2 protein-coding genes are annotated in these 20,990 nt (G+C 52.5%); both read right to left on the bottom strand.

What is annotated here, in order from left to right:
- Positions 1-24 precede the first annotated feature (24 nt).
- The gene (locus tag ACO6VG_RS07260) at positions 25-19,080 is read right to left on the bottom strand and encodes a hypothetical protein (protein WP_422473297.1); all 19,056 of its coding nucleotides are present in this window, start codon (positions 19,078-19,080) and stop codon (positions 25-27) included.
- A gap of 519 nt (positions 19,081-19,599) precedes the next feature.
- Positions 19,600-20,808 carry a hypothetical protein gene (locus ACO6VG_RS07255; protein ID WP_422136306.1) on the bottom strand — a complete coding sequence of 403 codons (1,209 nt, stop codon included), beginning with the start codon at positions 20,806-20,808 and terminating at the stop codon, positions 19,600-19,602.
- Positions 20,809-20,990: the final 182 nt, after the last annotated feature.

The following is a 20,990-nucleotide window of genomic DNA, read 5'->3' as shown; positions in this document are numbered from 1 at the left end:
TCTGAACCTACTGGCCTGAATCCATCAGAGGAAGTTGACTGTTATGGTATTGCCACTGTTGTCATGGTAAATGTGCTGACTGGCATCACTGGTATCACTGCTGGTCGAATCATTCACAGTAATACCATCACTGCTATCAACATCAATGGTCAGGCTGTTACTTCCGGAAAGTGCACCGACATCATCCATTGAGATAGTGATGGTATCGGCACTTCCTCCGTTGAAATCAATTTTTTCAAAATTATCGATAAGGCTGGTGTAATTACCCAGATCCCAACTGCCACCGTTATTAAGACTGAGCGTGTCGCTGTCAGCTCCACCATCTACCTGTGTGGCGCTGTTTTGCAGGGCTGCCAGATCAATATTGAGAGTGTCGTCACCAGCTCCGCCAATAAGCTGATCAGCAGCAAAGCCCGTTAGGGTGTCGTTACCCGCATTACCTTCCAGTACGTTAGCTATCGTGCTGGAGGCGGTGAGATTATCTCCACTGCTGGAGCCCAGCACCTTCTCGATACTGGTCAGGGTGTCGTTACTGCCGCCACCGTCGGTGGCCACGCCAGTGTCCAGGTTAACCGTGACGCCGCTGGATTCACTGCTGTAATCAACAGTATCCTCATCGTCCCCGCCGTTCAGTATGTCGGCCCCGGCACCACCCTCCAGAATATCGTTGCCGGAACCGGCAATGAGAGTATCGCTTCCGTTTCCACCCCGGAGTGTGTCATTACCGCTACCACTGTTCAGAATATTGTTGGCGCTGTCACCAATCAGGGTATCGTTGCCGTGGTCGGTAGTGACATTCTCAAAACCCTTGACCTTGTCATTACCGGTAGAGGCTCCGCCACCATAACTTTTGTTGACTGTGATGTAACCATCAGCATCTGCAGTGGCAGAGAGGTCGACAGTAATATCATCCGGTGTGTCACCAGGTCCGGTGACGTTACCCACCATATCCAGCGTATCGCCCGCCGCAGTATTAGCTCCGCCATCTAATTTATCGTTTCCGAAGCCACCGTGGATGATGTCATCGCCAGCGCCACCCGTAATGGTGTCATCGTCCTGATTACCGTTAATGTTGTCGTCGCCGTCTCCCCCGTTAATGGTGTCAGCACCCGCACCACCGAAAATAGTATCTCCTCCATCTCCCCCGTTGATGGTGTTGGCTGACGCATCACCATACAGCTGGTCGCCTAATGCATTGTCGGAGCCAGTAATGTTTTCGATATCTGTCAACGTATCGATGCCACCGCTACCATCTGTGGCATTTCCTCCTGTTAAATTAACAAAAACTGCACCTGAATCCTGACTGTAATCAACAGTATCAATGTCATCACCGCCATCAAGCATATCAGCACCGGCACCACCGCGAAGCGTGTCATCACCGGCACCACCATCAAGGTCGTTGCTGGCAGTGTTACCGATGAGCAAATCGTCCCCGCTACCGCCAATAATATTTTCGATCTCACGAAGGGTGTCCGTGCCCGCAGAAGTGGTGGCTGTACCGTCGTTGCCGGTTTCGGCCAGAGTGACAATGACACCGCCAGTATCCGCCGAGTAATCCACGGTATCAGTATCTGTCCCGCCATCCAGAATATCGTTGCCACCGCTGCCATAGAATATATCGTTGCCACCAGCACCACTGAGACTATTGCTGTTGCTGTCACCGGTCATGGTATCGATAAAAGCAGTACCAACGACATTTTCCACATTACGGACAGTATCGGTATTACCACCCTTGGCTACTGAGCCATCAGATGCGCCAGCCAGAGTGACGGTCACACCACTGCTGTTAGTACTGTAGTTGATAGTATCCGTGCCGCTGCCACCATCCAGAATGTCGGTACCATTACTTGAGTGGATCGTGTCATTCTGATCACCGGCGTTAATGGTATTGTCCTCATCATCACCCGTGATGGTATCGGCGCCATCTGTGGCAATAATATTTTCGATGTTGCGAAGAGTGTCTGTATCAGTGCCATCATTGACGGTACCGTTAGCGCTGCCATTGAGCACAACCGTGATACCGGAATTAGCATGACGACTGTAATCCGCAGTATCAGAACCTGTGCCACCATCGAGAGTGTCTGTCCCGGTGCCTGCTTCCAGAATATCGTCGCCAGCCATACCATTGAGGGTATTATTGCCACTGTCTCCGATCAGGGTATCGGCGTTACCGGAGCCAGTGGCATTTTCAATATTTTTGAGCGTGTCAGTATCACTACCATGAACAGAAGTGCCGTTGGCAGAACCGTTAAGAGTGATGGTTAAACCACTACCAGAGTTGTTGAAGTGGGATGTGTTGTAATCCACCGTGTCACTGTCGCCACCACCATCAAGAGTATCGTTACCATCACTGCCATAAATGGTGTCTGCGCCGGTACCCGCATTGATCGAATTGCTGACACTGCTGCCGGTCAGTGCGTCGTTTTGACTACTGCCAATAATATTTTCAATATTCTTCAGGGTATCGGTGCCCTGATCAACGCTACTGCCTGTCTCACTGGTCAGATTAGCGGTCACGCCGCTGGTAGCGCCACTGTAATCAACCGTATCACCCAGACTGCTGTGAGTTCCTCCCTCCAGCACATCATTACCGGCACCACCGATCAGTATGTCGTCCCCCGAGCTGCCATCGAGGGTATTATCGCCACTGTCACCTGTCAGCGTATCGTCGGAGAAACTGCCGGTAATATTTTCGATCTCGTAAAGGTTATCGGTGCCATTGCCGGTGGCTATGCCAGTGCTCAGATTGACATTAACCGCACCACCGTCAGCGTAGCTGACCGTATCATTACCGGTACCCCCATATATGTCATCGTCACCGGCGTTGCCTTGCAGCGTGTCTGCACCACTGTCACCATAGAGAGTATCGTTGCCAAAACCACCTTTCAGAAGATCAGCATCCCCCCCTCCACGCAGAATATTGGCCAAAGCATTGCCGGTAATATCATCGGCCTGACCACCTCCGGTAACGTCTTCAATCCCGGTGATACTGCTATCGGATGAGCCATAACCATCCTGAGTGGCGCTTCCATTTCCTAGGTTAAGGTTAATGGTGTGGGTTGCCATGCTCAGGTCAAGCAGGTCATTATTACCACTGCCACCGTCAATAGTGTCATCGCCCAGACCACCATTGATGGTGTCATTATCAGCACCACCTTGCAGCGTATCATCACCGGCACCACCCTCAATCGTGTCCTGACCCACATTGCCTTGCAATACATTGGTGTCGCCGTTACCGGTGAGAATGTCGTCACCACTGCCTCCGACCACACTTTCAATACCGGACAGGGTGTCTGTCACCGCGCTGACGGTTGCCGTCTGTAAAACACTGGACAGATCTACGGTGACTGCCGAGCTTTCACTGGCATAGTCAACGGTATCATTGTCTCCGACCTCTTCACCGCCATCCAGCGTATCGGCACCGGCACCGCCCGTCAGATAATCATTGCCGTCACCGCCTTCCAGATGATCCGCACCATCACCACCGGACAAGGTATCATTATCGCTATTACCCACCAGGTGATTGGCGTTGGCGTCCCCTGTCAGGTCGTCAGAATGGGCACCACCACGGATATTTTCAATATTTACGAGAGTATCGCTGAAACCCTGGCCATCTTCGGCATTGGTGCCAACCAGGTCGCTGAGATCAGCGGTAACATCACCGATAGCGTCGCTGTAATCGGCCCAGTCCGCTGTGCCGACACCACCGTCGAGACTGTCATTACCAGCTCCGCCAACCAGGGTGTCATCACCGGAATCCCCGTTCAGCGTGTCGCCTCCCGCTCCTCCTCGCAGGGTATCGTCATTATCACCGCCGTTAAGGGTATCAATGCCATCCCCTCCTTCAAGCACATCATCACCAGCGTCACCGTTGAGCTGATCAGCACCGGCCTCTCCACGCAGCGTGTCATTGTTGTCACCACCGTGGAGGGTATCGTCATCGGCGCCACCTTCGAGGGTATCGTCGTCATTCCCCCCCTCCAGAGTATCATTGCCGACACCGCCAAAGAGCTGATCCTGACCGGCATCGCCACGCAACGTATCATTGCCTGCCTCGCCATAGAGGGTGTCATTTTCCGTACCCCCTTCAAGGGTATCTGCTCCGGCACCACCATACAGCGTGTCCTGACCGGCATCTCCGTAGAGCAGGTCATCGTTGTCATGGCCCTCCAGCCTGTCATTGCCGCTACCGCCATGGAACTGATCGACTCCAGTGCTTCCGGTCAGCACATTATCATCGGCACTACCCGTGACGACGCCACCGTTAGCGCCAAGCGTAACATTCTCAATATTGGTAATACTGGAGTCGCTGGTACCATAGCCATCGTTGGTTGCCGTACCGGCCTGAAGATCAATATTGACCGCTTGTGTTGCCCCGGTTAATAACAGGGTATCGGTTCCTGCCCCACCGTTGATGGAGTCATCACCGCCGCCCCCATCAAGAGTGTCATCACCGTCTTCACCCCAGAGCGTGTCATTCTCGGTTCCACCTGAAAGAGTATCCTGACCTGTGCCACCCTTGAGGAAATCTTCACCCTGACCCCCTGTCAGGATGTCGTTATCGGCATTACCCTCGATATCATCGTTATCCGCATCACCGTCAATGGTATCGTTGCCATCACCGCCAACCAGCTCATCATCGCCACTGCCACCTGAGAGGCTGTCATCGCCGCCGCCCCCTTCAAACCGGTGGCTGTCAGCATTGCCGGTCATGCTGTCGTTGTTGGAAGTACCGATAATAGTTTCAATATTAAGCAGCGTGTCCTGACCACCTTCACCGTCATTACTGACCTGGTTACTGCCCAGGTTCATATCAACAGTGATTGCCGACTTGCCGCTGTAATCGGCGGTATCACCATTGCTGGAATGACTGCCTCCATCCAAGGTATCGTCACCGGTTCCACCATAAAGAGTGTCATCCCCGGCATCGCCATTCAGAGTGTCATTGCCAGCATCGCCGAAGAGGGTATCGTTGTCATCGCCACCACTGACAGTGTCACCATCAGCGTCCCCATGAAGTGTGTCCGCACCGGCACCACCATCAATTATGTCCGCACCATCACCACCATTGACTGTATCTGCTGCACCACCGGCATTAATGGTATCAATACCAGCATTACCATTGAGGGTATTGGCATTGTTATCACCGGTCAGGGTATCGCCATAAGCACTGCCGCTGATGTTCTCTATACCTTCCAGATTGTCGGTATCGGTACCATCGTTAGCTGTTCCGTTACCGTTGGCAGTCAGCGTAGCCGTGACTGCGCTGCCATGGGTACTGTAATCAGCGGTATCACCGTTACTGCTGTGGTTTCCGCCCCTCAGGGTATCGGCACCGGCCTTGCCATAAAGAATGTCATCACCGTCCTGACCATCCAGAATATTGACTTCTGCGGTACCTGTCAGGATGTCATCACCGGAACCACCCAGCACAGATTCAAAATTGGCAATGGTGTCAGTATCGGCCCCGTCCACCACCGAAGACGAACCCAGGTCAACCGTCAGGCCTGTGGTATTGTCAGAATAATCCAGGGTATCGTTATCGCTGGCGCTTTCACCGCCATCGAGAGTGTCACTGCCACTGCCTCCGCTGATGGTGTCATCGCCTTCATCGCCGTTGAGGGTATCGTTTCCGCCCCTGCCTTCCAGTTTGTCATTACCTATTCCACCGTCATAACGGTTGTCTCCACTATCACCGATGATATGGTCATCACCCGCACCCAGCACCAGGTCTTCAATGCTGGTCAGGGTATCAACATTGCCACCACCGAGATCGACCTGAAAACTATTTCCGCCTCCTGAGCGGTCAATAGTCAGTGCTCCGGCGAAGGCGCTGTAATCCACCCGGTCATTACCCAGCCCACCATCAAGTGTGTCAGCACCAAGGCCCCCTTCAAGAATGTCGTCACCGTCCTGACCCAGCAACACGTCATCGCCATCACCACCGGTCAGAGTATCGGCGCCATCGCCACCTTCCAGTTGGTTCGCCTGAGTATCACCCTCTATGGTGTCAGCGTTGGCAGAGCCAATAACATTCTCAATGCCTGTGAGTACGTCATTGGCACCATCGCCATCGTCAGTAGCTACTCCATTAAGCAGGTTCACATTGACAGCACTACCGGCATCGCTGTAATCGGCAGTATCAGTGCCAGCGTCGCCGAAAAACGTATCAACCCCTCCAGCACCATAAAACGTATCGTTGCCGTTACCGCCGGTGAGTTGGTTACTTTCAGCATCCCCCCGAATCGAATCATCATAAGCAGTGCCAACTACTCTTTCGATATCGATCACTGCATCACGGTTGCCGTAGCCATCATCGGTGGCTTCTTCATTGGCCAGGTCAATGGTCAGGGCTCCGGAGGCGCCGCTGTAATCGGCAGTATCATTCAGGCTGTTATCGGCTGTCTCATCGCCGCCACGCAGGGTATCTGCGCCGTCTCCACCGATCAAGGTATCCGCACCGTCACCGCCATGAAGAGTGTTGGCAAGGTCATTACCGGTTAACGTGTCATCATTACTGCTGCCGGTGAGGTTTTCGATACCCGCCAGAGTATCGATGTCACTGGTGGCGGCATCAGTGGCTGTACCGCTGCCGGCACCGCCACTGGTCAGTGTTACCGTGACAGCACTGCCATGCCCTGTGTAATCTGCCGTATCTCCGGCACCCTGACCACCATCAAGGGTGTCGTTGCCAGCACCGCCTCGCAGGGTATCATCACCCGCATCACCTATGAGCTGATCAGCACCGCCACTGCCACTGAGGGTATCGTTACCGGCATTGCCACGAATCGTATTGTCGGCATTATCACCGGTCAGCGTGTCGTCGTTACTGCCGCCAGAAAGGTTTTCAATATTAGAGAGGGTGTCCTGGCCACTTTGGCCATCGTTGTTTTGTGACTGATCAAGAAGGTTGATGGTGACAGACTGAGTCTGAGCACTGTAATCTGCGGTATCAGTCCCGGCATCACCCTGCAGATTGTCATTACCTGAACCACCGATCAGCGTATCGTCGCCATTACCGCCTCTGAGGGTGTCGTCAAGATCTCCCCCATCGAGGGTATCATTACCCTCCTGCCCTTCCAGAGTATCGGCGCCTCCCAGTCCATTCAGGGTGTCGTTATCATCTCCCCCCCAGAGAACATTACTGATGCTGTCGCCGGTCAGCGAATCGGCATGGTCACCGCCCATCAGGTTTTCAATGGACTGGAGAGTATCCTGACCGCCCAGAGTATCATTGATCGGAGCGCCAGCAGAAAGATCAATCGTCAGGCTGGATACAGCGTCCCGATAATCCGCCGTGTCACTGCCAAGATTACCGGTAAGGGTGTCGTTGCCAGAGCCGCCAGACAGAGTATCATCGCCTGCCCCGCCATCAAGCGTATTGTTGGCAGAATCACCGGTCAGAGTGTCGTTACCGGAGCCACTGACGATATTCTCAACATCAACAAGACTGTCCCGATCACCATGACCATCATTATTATTGGTATCGTCTGCCAGATTAATCAGGACGTTATTGGTCTGGTAGCTGTAGTCGGCGGTATCCGTGCCACCACCGCCTCTGAGGGTATCATTGCCAGCTTCACCTACCAGCCAGTCATCACCATCGCCACCATCCAGTTCATTAACTTCGCTGCTTCCGGTAATGGTATCGTTATTGTCAGTTCCGACGATATTTTCAATATCAACCAGGGTATCAACATCTGAATTGCCGCCACTGAATACGGCAGACCCCGAACCTGAGCCACCATCAAGATCAACCGTCAGCTCAACACCTGATACCGAGCTGTAATACACCGTATCAATACCCAAGCCACCATCGATGGTATCGCTGCCTGCACCTTCGTAGAAGGTATCTGCGCCGTCATCACCAAACAGCTGGTCATTACCGGCATTGCCAGTAATACTGTCATCACCCGCTCCACCTTCTATGCGGTTGACGTCGCCATCGCCGATAAGAGTGTCATTGTGATCACCGGACAAGATATTTTCGATATCATTAAACGTGTCTGTGAGGATACCCTGCTCTTTGGCTCGGTTTGCGGAGAGGTCCACTTCAACGGCTGCGGTGGCATCAGTGTAATCCACTGTGTCAGTACCCAAACCGCCATCCAGTAAGTCGGTTCCTGCACCACCCCGCAAGATGTCATCCTTATTACCACCGTAGAGCTGGTCATCACCATCGGCCCCACTGAGGGTATCGGTGCCGTCGTTGCCGTAAAATTCATTGTTATGACTATCGCCTGTGGCGACATCATTTCCTGCACCAAGCTGGATAATCTCGATATTGCTCAGGGTATCACTGCCTCCCAGACCATCATCGTTAATAGCCTGGTTGGCCAGATCAATAACAACGGCCTGGGCATTGGTATTTGCGGAATAATCAACGGTGTCGGTATCATCACCGCCATCAAGTGTGTCATCGCCCGCAGCACCGGTCAGCGTATCGTTCCCCGAACCACCGGATAGCTGGTTATCTGCGCTACTCCCTGTAAGGGTATCCGCCGCATCAGAACCAATGATGTTCTCAATATTACGAAGCGTATCGGTGTCAGATCCCGACACAGCCGAGCCGTCCCCTCCCAGAACCAGTGTTGCCTGAACTGACTGACCTGAACCCAGCAAGCTGTAATCCACAGTATCAATATCATCGCCGCCATCGATAATGTCGCTGCCACCCCCCTCAATAAACACGTCATTGCCGGTTCCGCCTTCGAGAGAATCGGCACCATCGCCACCGGTCAAAGTATCATTGCCGACATTCCCCCTGAGGGTATTGGCATCCGCTGTCCCGGTCAGTGTATCGTCACCGCTGCCAGTAATGACCGCTTCAAAATTGCTGATGGTATCGGTATTGTTGGAGTCGGCGTTAACCGTGGAGTTGTTCAGGTCTACGGTCAGGTTATTGGTGTGGTCAGTGTAATCCAGAGTGTCAAAATCAGCGCCACCATCCAGATCATCGTTTCCGGCACCTCCGCTGATCGTGTCATTGTCATCCTCGCCACGAATGGTGTCGCTACCGTCACCGCCGAAAATAGTGTCGTTCTGGTTACCACCATAGAGCGTATCGTCTGCACCTTCACCATAGAGGATGTCGATGCCGTCCAGCCCCTCCAGAACATTAGCTGCACTGTCTCCGGTCAGTGTGTCATCGTGGTTGCTGCCCTTGATATCCTCAATGCCATTCAGAGTGTCATTACCATTGGCGCCCGATGCATTGCCTGTGGTCAGGTTAACGGTGACACCAGCCGAGGCATCATCATAATCTGCCCGGTCAGTCGTACCAGCATCATCGCCACCAATCAATACATCATCACCCAGGCCGCCCCTGAGAACATCGCTTCCTTCACGACCTTCCAGCCGATTATTCTGGTTATCACCCGCCAGGTTATCGCCGAGCGTACCACCAATAAGGTTCTCAATACTGTCCAGAGTATCCTGACCACCATCGCCATCGTCGGAGACCTGCTTATTTAACAGACTGGCAGTGACGCTGCCGGTGACTCCGCTGTAATCAGCGGTATCGCTCCCGTTGCCCCCTTTCAGCGCGTCGTTACCGCTATCACCACGCAGGGTATCGTCGTTATTGCCGCCTTCGAGAGTATCCGCCCCGCCTCCGCCAGACAGGATGTCGCTGCCATCCAGCCCGCTCAGAGTATTATTCTGGTTATCTCCCGTCAGTGTGTCGTTATTCAGGCTGCCTGTAACATTCTCAATGCTGTCCAGGGTATCGCTGGAAGAATCACCGTCGTCAGAAGTCTGGTTCGAGGCTGCGGAAAGATCAACCGTCACTCCGGACTGGGCATCACTGTAATCTGCCGTATCGGTACCTATACCACCTATGAGATTGTCAGTGCCAGCCCCACCACTGAGGGTGTCGTTATCCGCCCCCCCTTCCAGAACATCGTTGCCACCCATACCCTTCAGCGTGTCGTCACCGGCACCCCCTTCAAGCTTGTTGGCCTCAGCGTCACCGGTCAGGGAGTCTCCGTTGTTACTACCGATCAGGTTCTCAATATCAATCAAATCATCAGAACTGCCATCACCATCATCACTAGCTTGCGAGTTGGACAGGTCAGCTACCACGGCACCAGCAGCACCAATGTAATCCACCGTATCCACATCAGAACCGCCGCTGCCTACCAGCCGATCCTGACCGCCACCGCCTACCAGAATGTCATCGCCGCCGCCCCCGGTCAGCACATTGTCTGCGGCATCCCCCGTGAGCGTATCGTCGGCACTGCCACCGGTGACATTCTCTATATCCACCAGAGTGTCCTGAGCACCACTACCGTCATCGTTCAGGGACTGGTTCTGAAGATTGATGGTCACCGCCGTATTTCGGGCGCTGTAATCTGCCGTATCCCCTGCCGATTCACCACCACTACCACCATCGAGAGTATCCGCACCATCGCCACCGACCAAGGTGTCATCACCACTTTCACCATAGAGCCGATCAACGCCACCGTTGCCAGTCAGGGTATCGTTGTCCTGACCGCCATGAAGATCATTGGCGTTGTTATCGCCGGTTAAGGTATCGGCCTGATTACTGCCTCGCAGATTTTCAATGCTAATCAGTGTGTCCGTGGCGTCGCCACTCACTGACGCCTGAGGAGTGCCGGAAGACAGGTTGGCATTGACCGAACCAATAGCCGCTCTGAAGTCCGCCGTGTCCGTTTCGGTGCCACCATCAAGGGTATCGCTGCCGAGGCCACCAATGAGAACGTCATTGCCACTGCCCCCCTGAAGGTGGTCATCACCGCTATTGCCGTCGATGGTATCGCTACCACCGCTGCCTGCTATGAGGTTGTCGTGAATATCGCCGGTCAGGGTATCACCCAGCCCGCTGCCTGTGATGTTTTCAATATCGACAAGGGTGTCAGTATCGGCAGTTCCATCGGTGGCAGTACCGCTGTCAAGATCAACCGTTACTGCACGACTATGACTGCTGTAGTCAACCGTATCACCGTTGGTTTCCCCGTTAGCACCGCCATTGAGAGTATCACTGCCACTGCCGCCTTGCAGGGTGTCATCACCCTCGTTACCGAATAGCTGGTCGGCACCGTCATTGCCGCTCAGGGTATCGTTACCATCATTGCCCTGCAGGATATTGACACCGCCGTCACCCGTCAGCGTATCGTAGTGATCACTGCCGTTAATATTCTCAATACTGGTCAGGGTATCGGTGTCGCTGCCAATGGTGACCGTATCGACACTACCGGAAATATCCGCCACCACACTGGCGGACATCAGACTGTAATCAACAGTGTCATTACCGCTACCGCCGTCGAGGCTGTCACTGCCGAGGCCGCCATCAAGGGTATCGTCGCCACCACCGCCTTCCAGAGTGTCATCGCCCGCATCACCAAAGAGCGTGTCGGCATCATTTTCCCCCTGAAGGGTATCGTCGCCATCGCCACCACGCAGCGTATCGTCACCACTGCCCCCCTGAAGCAGGTTGACCTGGCTGTCACCGGTAATACTGTCAGCACTGGCACTGCCGACAATATTCTCGATGCTGTCCAGGGTATCCGTAGCTCCTGAACCGTCGGTGGCATTGGGCGCGGCATCAGCAAGGTTCACAGTAATACCGCTGGCATCATTGCTGTATACGGCGGTATCAATGCCAGCGCCGCCTCGCAACTGGTCGGCACCTGTGCCGCCTTCAAGGCGGTCTGCATCGTCACCGCCTTCCAGGATATCGTCACCCTCATTACCGACCAGGGTATCCTCGCCCGCTTCTCCCCTGAGGGTGTCAGCATCCAATCCCCCGTCCAGTGTGTCGTTGTCGGCACCACCGGCCAGTATGTCCTCTCCCTGCCCCCCCATCAGGGTGTCATCACCACCATTGCCCAGCAGAGTATTGGCATTGTTATCACCGGTCAGCGTGTCGGCAAACTGGCTGCCGGTGATATTTTCAATACTGATCAGGGTATCAGTGGCATCGCCATCAACAATGGCCGTATCGTTTGCGCCTGACAGGTCTGCTGTAACAACCCCCAATGCATCGGTGTAATCCGCTGTATCGCCGTCGCTACCCTCAGTTCCGCCATCCAGTGTATCTGCTCCGGCACCACCGGCCAGAGTATCATCGCCAAGGCCGCCAGCCAGGGTATTAGCATTGGCATCACCGGTCAGGGTGTCCTTAAAGTCACTGCCGGTGACATTTTCAATATTAGTGACGCTATCAGTAGCACCACTGCCATCGGTGGCTTGGTCAACAGAGAGATCGACTACCACACCCATACCGTCGCTGTTGGTGTCCTGATCAGAAGCGTAACTGAGCGTGTCCACACCCGTGCCACCGTCGATGGTGTCAACTCCCTCTCCTCCTACCAGCGTATCGGAGCCGTCACCGCCCTCAAGGGAATCATCACCCTGTCCGCCTTTCAGACTGTCGTCACCGTCGCCACCCTGCAGCCTGTTGGCAGCCGTGTCACCTGTCAGCACATCATTACCGTCGCTGCCGGTAACATTCTCTATCCCGATCAGGTCATCCTGACCACCACCATCACCGTCATCCGTCGCCTTGCCGATAGACAAATCGACAGTGACTGCACTGGCCGCCAGAGAGTAGTCGGCGGTATCGCCCACCGCCGTGTTGCCCCCACCTTCCAGACGGTCATTGCCTGCCCGTCCTGTCAGGGTGTCATCCCCTGCTCCCCCATAAAGATCATTGACGTTAGCGTCGCCGATGATCACATCGTCGTGGCTGCTACCCCGAATATTATCGATATCGTGGAAGGTATCCTGGCCACCATCACCATCGTCTGTCGCTGTACCGTCCGTCAGGCTCGCGGTTACAGCGGCTGCCGCATCGGTATAATCAACAGTGTTCTCACTGGCACCGTCACTGCCGCCACGGAAGATATCATTGCCGCCCCCACCCACGAGGCTGTCACTGCCCAGACCACCAGACAGCTCATTATCATCGTTATTTCCGGTCAGGCTATCGTCATGGTCGCTGCCAATAACTTTTTCAATGCCACTCAATGTATCCGAGGAACCAAAGCCATCAGACGCAGTGCCAAGGTTCAGGTTCACGGTGACAGCCTGATTACTGGTACCGTAGTCCACCGTGTCAATACCATCACCGCCGACCAGCTCATCGTCATCACGGCCACCCACCAGCAGGTCGTCACCGTCCCCGCCGGTCAAGACATTGGCATCATCATCACCTCTCAGGGTGTCATTGTTGGAGCCGCCGGTAACATTTTCGATGTCGTTCAGGATATCGGTAATGAACCCGCCTTCAGTCACCTTGTTACTCGCCTGTGACAGGTCAACCGTAACAATGCTGGTGTTGTCACTGTAATCCGCCGTGTCACTGCCCGCTCCGCCATTGAGGGTATCTGCACCGGCCCCACCCACCAGGATATCGTTGTCATTACCACCATTGAGGGTGTCATCACCGCCATTACCGAGCAATGTATCTGTACCGGCATTACCACTAAGCACGTTGTCTAATGCGTCACCGGTCAGACTGTCATCGCTGCTGGTACCGGTTAAATTTTCAATGTTCTGCAGAACGTCCTGGCCGCCCTCGCTATCAGTGGCCTGGCCATCAACCAGACTGGCCGTGACACCACTACTGCCATCACTGAAGACAACCGTGTCGCCGGCTACACCATGACTGCCACCATCCAGAATGTCGTTACCCGCACCGCCAGTCAGAGCGTCGTCACCGGCTCCGCCAGAGAGTTCGTTGCCCTGGGAGGAGCTGTCAGTTCCGGTCAGGGTATCGTCACTGCTGCCCCCGATCAGGTTCTCGATATTGCTGTAGGTTTCACTACCACCGCTACCGTCGTTACCGAGGCCAGTCCGAAGGTTAGCGGTGACGCCAACGGAGACTCCGGCATAAGTGACCGTATCCACGTCCGCACCACCATCGAAATTATCCGCCCCGATACCACCAGAAAGCGTGTCATTGCCGTCATCGCCCTTTAGCGTGTCGGCACCTGCACCGCCACTGAGAATGTCATCGCCACCATTGCCGGACAGAACATTGTCACTGCTGTTTCCGGTCAGCGTATCGCCATAACTGCTGCTACCTGTTATGTTTTCGATGTTGCGGAGGGTATCGGTTTCCGTTCCACCGGCATCCGTTGCCTGGCCATCACCAGCATCTGCAAGCGTTGCGATAACCGAACGACCGTAGTCGTCATAGGTCACGGTATCAGCGCCGCTTTCTCCATCAAGAACGTCATTACCGGCACCACCGAAGAGCAGGTCGTCACCATCCCCCCCGCTCAGGGTATTGGCATCTGAAGAGCCCCGGATATCGTCATTGTGATCACTGCCAGTGACATTTTCGATGGCGATCAGGGTATCGGTACCGCTATCCCCATCATCCAGAGCCTGGCCAGCAGCCAGATCTACACTGATGCTATTGGCTGCATTGCTGTAATTCGCTTGGTCAGCCGTTCCACTGCCGCCATCAAGAACGTCATCACCGCCACCACCGGCAAGGATATCATCGCCTCCTTCACCTTTAAGCTCATTGTCCCCGGCATCACCACTGATATTATCCTGAGCATTACTGCCCGTTATATTCTCAATGCCATACAACTGATCGCTGCCACCGTCGCCATCATCGCTGGCTGAATTGGCAGCGAGATCAACACTGACCCCTGCCGCTGCCAGTGAATAGCTGACGGTATCTGTGTCCTGACTGCCAGGATTAACTCCCGCAGCTTCTGTCTCTCCATAGAAAGTGTCATTACCGGCACCACCACGGAGCAGGTCGTCACCGGCATTGCCGCTAAGCAGGTTGTTATCGCTATTGCCCACCAGCCTGTCGTTGTTGCTGCCGCCAGTAACATTCTCAATATCAATCAGGGTATCCGTGCTAGCATCAATGCCGTTGGTATTGGTTAATGAGCCATCCAGAGCAACAGTAACAATGCCGGTGCTTGCAGAATAGTCAGCGGTATCACTCCCGGTGCCACCATCCAGTGTGTCGCTGCCTCCCCTGCCAGTGAGCACATCGTCCCCGGCACCGCCGGACAGCTGGTTATCGGAACTGTCCCCCAGCAGGCGGTCATCACTGCTGCCGCCAGTGATATTTTCAATACCTACCAATGTGTCACTGCCACTGAGCGTGCTGCTGGCAATACCGGTATCCAGATCCGCATTCAGATCGGTTGAGTCAGCACTGTAATCGGCTGTATCACCATTGGCTGTCTGGATGCCACCATTGAGAGTGTCATTGCCACTGCCGCCGGTCAGCCGGTCGTCACCATCCCCTCCCAGCAGGGTGTCTTCGCCCCCGCCGCCATTGAGGACATCATCACCGGCATTGCCAGTCAGCGTATTAGCATCACTGTTGCCGGTTAGCTGGTCATCACCGGAACCGCCTATGACATTTTCTATGCCTGAAATAGTGTCCTGGCTGCCAGTACCATCATCAGCCACCACCCCGCTGGCCAGATCAACCTGAAGGCCAATGGCAGCGGCACTGTAATCAACTGTATCGCCATGGGTTTCATTGTCATCCCCACCGATCAGCTGATCTGCTCCGGAGCCACCAATCAGTCTGTCATCACCATCACCGCCGTCGAGTATATCTGCGCCTGCTCCGCCAGACAGTTGATCCTCGCCAGCATTGCCCCGGAGCACATTACTTTCATTACTCGTACCGGCGCTAATAACATCATCACCAGAGCCTCCCAGCACATTCTCAATACTGGTCAGGGTATCAGTGTTATTGAAACCATCATTGCTGGCCGTATCATTTTCCAGGTCAACAACAATATTTCCGGTGACTGTCGTATAGTCAGCCGTATCGCTCTCCGAACCACTGCCACCATCGAAGATATCGCTACCATTTCCGCCCACGAAGGTATCGTTACCATCGCCACCCTGCAGGTGGTTATTCAGCTCATCGCCGATCAGAACATCATTTCCTGCAGAGCCTGTGACATTTTCAATGTTTTTCAGGGCATCGGTTCCGCCGTCACCGTCGATAGCAGCATTGGCACCAATGCCGTATGAAGCCGTGTGATCTGTGCCGGAAAGGTTCACTATCACCGCTGACGAAGCTTCACTGTAATCGACCCAGTCACCCGTCTGGCCATTAATACCACCATCCAGCGTATCATTACCCCCCCGGCCCATCAGCGTGTCGTCACCACTGCCGCCACTGAGGGTATTTTCAGTTGAAGTTCCTTTCAAAAAATCGTTTCCGGAACCACCGGAAAGGTTCTCAATGGAAATCAACGTGTCCTGTCCCGACGCTGTTACAACGGGGTTCAGGGTGTCATCCAGGTCTACGGTAACGCCGCTGGTCTCGTTGCCATAACTGACGGTATCACTCCCGGCACCACCATCCAGCCTGTTGGTACCCCCACCACCTCCCAGAGTATCATCCCCGTCCAGACCGAATATTTCATTATCCCCGGTATCACCGAGCAGTGTGTCGCCCTGCCCCGTCAGATTGGTACCTTCAATATTTTCAATAGATTGAATAGTATCTGTGCCACCTAGGCCATCATCGGAAATTCGGCCATCGCCGAGGTCAACACTGACGGCACTGGAAAGAGCAGCAAAACTGACCGTATCAACGCCATCACCTCCTCGAAGATCATCGTTTCCGGAACCACCATCCAGGACATCGTTCCCGTCACCGCCTTCAAGAATGTCATTACCGGCGCCCCCGATTAGCGTGTCATCATCAGCACCGCCCTGAAGGGTATCCCGACCATTCCCTCCATCAAGCCTGTCAATGCCGCGACCACTGCTCAGCACATTATCGAGATCATTCCCCGTGAGAGTGTCATTACCATGGTCCGTGGTGATGTTCTCAAACCCAGTGATGGTATCAACACCAGTGAACAGGCCACTCCCATAACTCTTGTTGACCGTAACGGAACCGGTTCCATCCGGTGAGGTACTCAGGTCAATCGTGATATCATCCGGTGTATCGAAAAGGCTGGTTACCGTCCCCACCATATCCAGCGTATCAATGCCTTCACCACCATTGAGGGTATCGTTACCAAAACCACCATGGATGATGTCATCATTGGCACCGCCATCAATAAGGTCGTCACCCTGATTACCGTTTATGTAGTCGTTACCGCTACCACCATTTATGGTGTCCGTTCCGTCACCACCAGAGACAGTGTCGTTGCCATCCATTCCGTTGAGAACGTTTGCCCCAAAATCACCAAAAATCTGGTCATCCCCGGAACTACCGGTAATGTTCTCAATATTGGTCAGGGTGTCTGTATCACCATTGCCGTCGGTGGCGGTCGACCCTGCCAGATCAACCGTGACAGAACCGGTTTCATCACTGTAATCCACCGTATCCGAACCTGCGCCACCGTCCAGGCTGTCTGCGCCGGCGCCACCTTTCAGGATATCGGTACCCGCACCGCCCGATAGATTGTCATCATCAGCCCCACCGTCCAGTACGTCACTTCCGGCACCGCCGAAGAGAGTATCTGTGCCGACACCACCTACCAGAAAGTCATCGCCACTCAAACCGCTAATAACATCATCGCCGGCAAGGCCGCCAAGCGTATTATCACCACTGTTGTCGGCGTCAATGTATTCGCTACCGGTGATGGTATCGTCATGGATTGTGCCGATGACATTCTCAAAATTACTAATGGCATCAGAAGTGCCATAGCCGTCATCAGTCACCGACCCGGAGCCCAGGTCTATTTTGACACCGCTTTCAGGCCCTATCGTATTGGCACCATATTCATAGCTGAACTGAATAGTGTCAGAACCCGCCCCGCCATCGAGCTGATCATCACCCATACCGCCGGAAACAAAATCATCACCACCTGCCGCATCAACAATGTCATCACCAACGCCTGCGTGAATGATGTCATCATTGTCGCCTGTTGTTATATTGTCGCTGGTTGGGCTGGTATCCAGTACCAGGGGGGAAAGTTCCGATGAGGAAAGAGTGAGTTCACCCGGATCGGAGGCATCTCGGCGGATAACAGGGATGACGTATTCATTTTCTGAACCGTCTTTGAGAACCAGTTTAAAGGAAAGATCCACCACCTGACTGTCAGTTTCAGTAGGGTAGGTCAGAATAAAATTGGTCAGACTCGGCAGCAGCCAGCTTCCGTCACCCTCAGTCGCGCCACCGGCAACTCCCCAGCCATCGGGCATATTTTCAACATAAATAGCTGCAATATCATTAATATTTGCATCATTCTGCAGAACCAGATTCTTACTGTTTAATGAGTCAGTAAAAAGTAAGGGATCTTCACCGTAAATTTCCAGGCCACTGTTGTAATTGAGCTGAACATCAGAGTCTCCGTCCAGGCTGCTACCAAAGCGCTCAATCTCAAGATGCTGCTCAGGATCGCTTTGGCTGGTCGAAGAGTTGTTGCCGCCACCACCAATAATGAGCTGACCTGCAGAACTTGAACCGACATTGGTCACCGAAACCGAGAATGTAAGATTACTGGTACCTTCCGTTGTTGAAGCAGCTTCTGTTGGAGTAACTTCTTCAACCGGAGGCGAAGAAGACGAGCTGGTGCTGGTTGCCTGCGCCGTGTCGGTAAAATCATCATCCCGGGGTTCTACCTCTTCTACAGGTTTTTTCTTAAACGCCTCATCATTCTTTTTTATTTCCTTGCTGGCTTTTGATTGAGTCTTTGAATCAGTCGTTTCACTGTATGATGTTTCTTCCGTTTCCTTGCCTGATGGCGTTTCTTCCTCTTCAGATTCACTCTCCTGTCCCTTCAGAGTAGAAACAGGTACATCTTCCGATTCAACAAAACTGGATTTGGAAATGAATTCATCACCACTGATAACTGAGCCATCGGCGAATTTAAATTGAAGTGTTTGCTCTGTTGCAGCCATCACCCCCGCAAGTAACAAGGTGATTTCAACACCATCTGGGAAGACAAGAACAAAGTCAGGCCCCCTGACTTCCAGTTTTACGTCGTCGGAATTAAAGTCTAAAAGATACTGGGTATCAGCTGACACTGATTTGACAACTGATTTTGATGGTTTATCAAATCGAACTTTTTCAAGATTTGTGTCGACGTCTGAATTTAATTCGGAATCACTAGAGGTCTGCGACTGCTGCTCACTACTGGCACTGCTATCATCAGCCATGATTACACCCTTGTGTAATGATGTTAAAAATTATAAATCTTGATAAATATTTATCGTCACAAACAAACAAGCGATCTATCTAAAATACAACCCCTATTAAGTAGGTATAGATAGCTAACTTTATTAATTCAAAAAATAAAAGACAGTCTATTTAACCAATACTTTGAACAGTTTTTTTGACGACTTAAGTACCTGGCCAGTTGGTTTCGCATATTCTGGCGAGTGGATTTTTTCATCCTTCAAGGCGCAACGACGGGCGCGTAGCCATAGCTACGCAACCAGAGTTGGAACGCAGAAGGATGGAAAAAGCCGCCGTCCAGAATATGCGAAACCAACTGGTTAGGTACTTAACATTGATGTGCCGATGCTTGTGACAAGGGTTCGGATGTCATCGCAAATCTGCCGTCTCTCCGAGCTGCCTGAAAGCGCCCTGATCACCAATCCCCAGGCACCACTGAGTTAAAAATCGTCCGAATCATTGACTCTCTGATGTTGCCATTTAAGAGCAGGTGCAGTGGTCTAAAAAAACGACATGGAAGAAGCTGCACTATTGTGCATGCAATTCTCTGATCTGAAGAATTCAGTATGATACTCTCGTTCCTTTTTATTAACCGAGGTGATAAAAGAGTTAAACAAAACGCCTATGGTCCAATCAGATTTATAGCCAATACTGGAAGCCATTTTAATAGGAGTATTTCTGGTGTTTAACCTATACCCAAATGTTAACAAGTCCTTCTCATAGGCTGCATCGAAACAATAATGCCATAAGAAAGAATTGACCGGATAAGGAGTTTTTCCACTCTTCAGGTCATTCCAGGCACTATCGCAAAACGTCTTACCCTTCTCATCCAGACTGGCAATGGAAAAATCCTTACTAATACCTAACTCTGCTGCGGTATAGTCAAATCCTGCAATAGCAAGAAAACTGTGCGTATTTCGGGGAGGGTGAAATCCAATATAGTTGTTGATTTCTTGTACTCTTGTAATCAACGGCTTAACTTTCGCAGTGCAGGTAATAAAATCACCAGTTCCGTTTCTGCCATCTGGCAAAGGGTAGCCCATAGGGAAACATGACGCCCGGTTCAAATATTGGCTTATTGCCTGATCCAGCCCTAAACCCAAAAAACTTTCTGACTTAAGCTTGTAAGTATTGTCGTTTATCTTAACGGTGAAATCCTCATCCTTATCTACCTCATAAGCAATCTGTGTAGAAGCACCGCCCAGGTCAAGAACACCTACTGTGTCTCCCTGTAATTTTATGCGCGAGTTGTCATAATTCAGCGCCAGCCAGGCATAGAGTCCCTCTTTTCTGCCTGTTATTGTCGCCACTTCAATAGTGGCTGAAGGAAAGTTTTCTTTTAACCATTTTTCAATTCTATCATTCAGAGCTGCTCTTTTCTGAGGTCTGATTACCCGCATTCCGGCGGTTGAATAAAAGTAAATATTATTAATATTTTCTTTGCTGACTGAATCGAATAGCCGATCAAGATAGCCACTCACACTATCTACACTTTCTTCATGAACGCCTCCTTTTATTTTGCTTGGCGTTTTGTTCTTGATAACAGGAATTCCGTTGGCAGGGTCTGAGGAATGTTCATAGATATAGAGTCTTGAACCGGTACTGCCCGCATTGACTACTGCAGTTTTCTTTTCCGGATCAGAACCATAAACTGCCGTTACCACTGAGCACAAAATTGCAAAAATACTCGCTAACTTACCTGACGACATTACAGTCACACCCTGTTTTTCGGGGTCGAAACACCCGCCACTGAAACCTGATAAAGCGCTCGTTTTTCTGATCAATATTGACCCAGTGATAGTAGCAGAAGTTTGGGAGGATGAAGGTTTTGTATTTTAATTTTTTGCCTCGTCAGCAACAATGCTTCGGACAGTTTTAACCCATTGATATC

It is taken from the genome of Endozoicomonas sp. ALB032, assembly GCF_049310125.1.
In the GTDB taxonomy this organism is placed as follows: domain Bacteria; phylum Pseudomonadota; class Gammaproteobacteria; order Pseudomonadales; family Endozoicomonadaceae; genus Endozoicomonas_A.
This window is presented reverse-complemented; position numbering and strand designations above follow the sequence as displayed.

Coding starts and splice junctions, on each gene's coding strand:
- ACO6VG_RS07260 (WP_422473297.1), bottom strand. CDS start 19,080: ATGGCTGATGATAGCAGTGCCAGTAGTGAGCAGCAGTCGCAGACCTCT.
- ACO6VG_RS07255 (WP_422136306.1), bottom strand. CDS start 20,808: ATGTCGTCAGGTAAGTTAGCGAGTATTTTTGCAATTTTGTGCTCAGTG.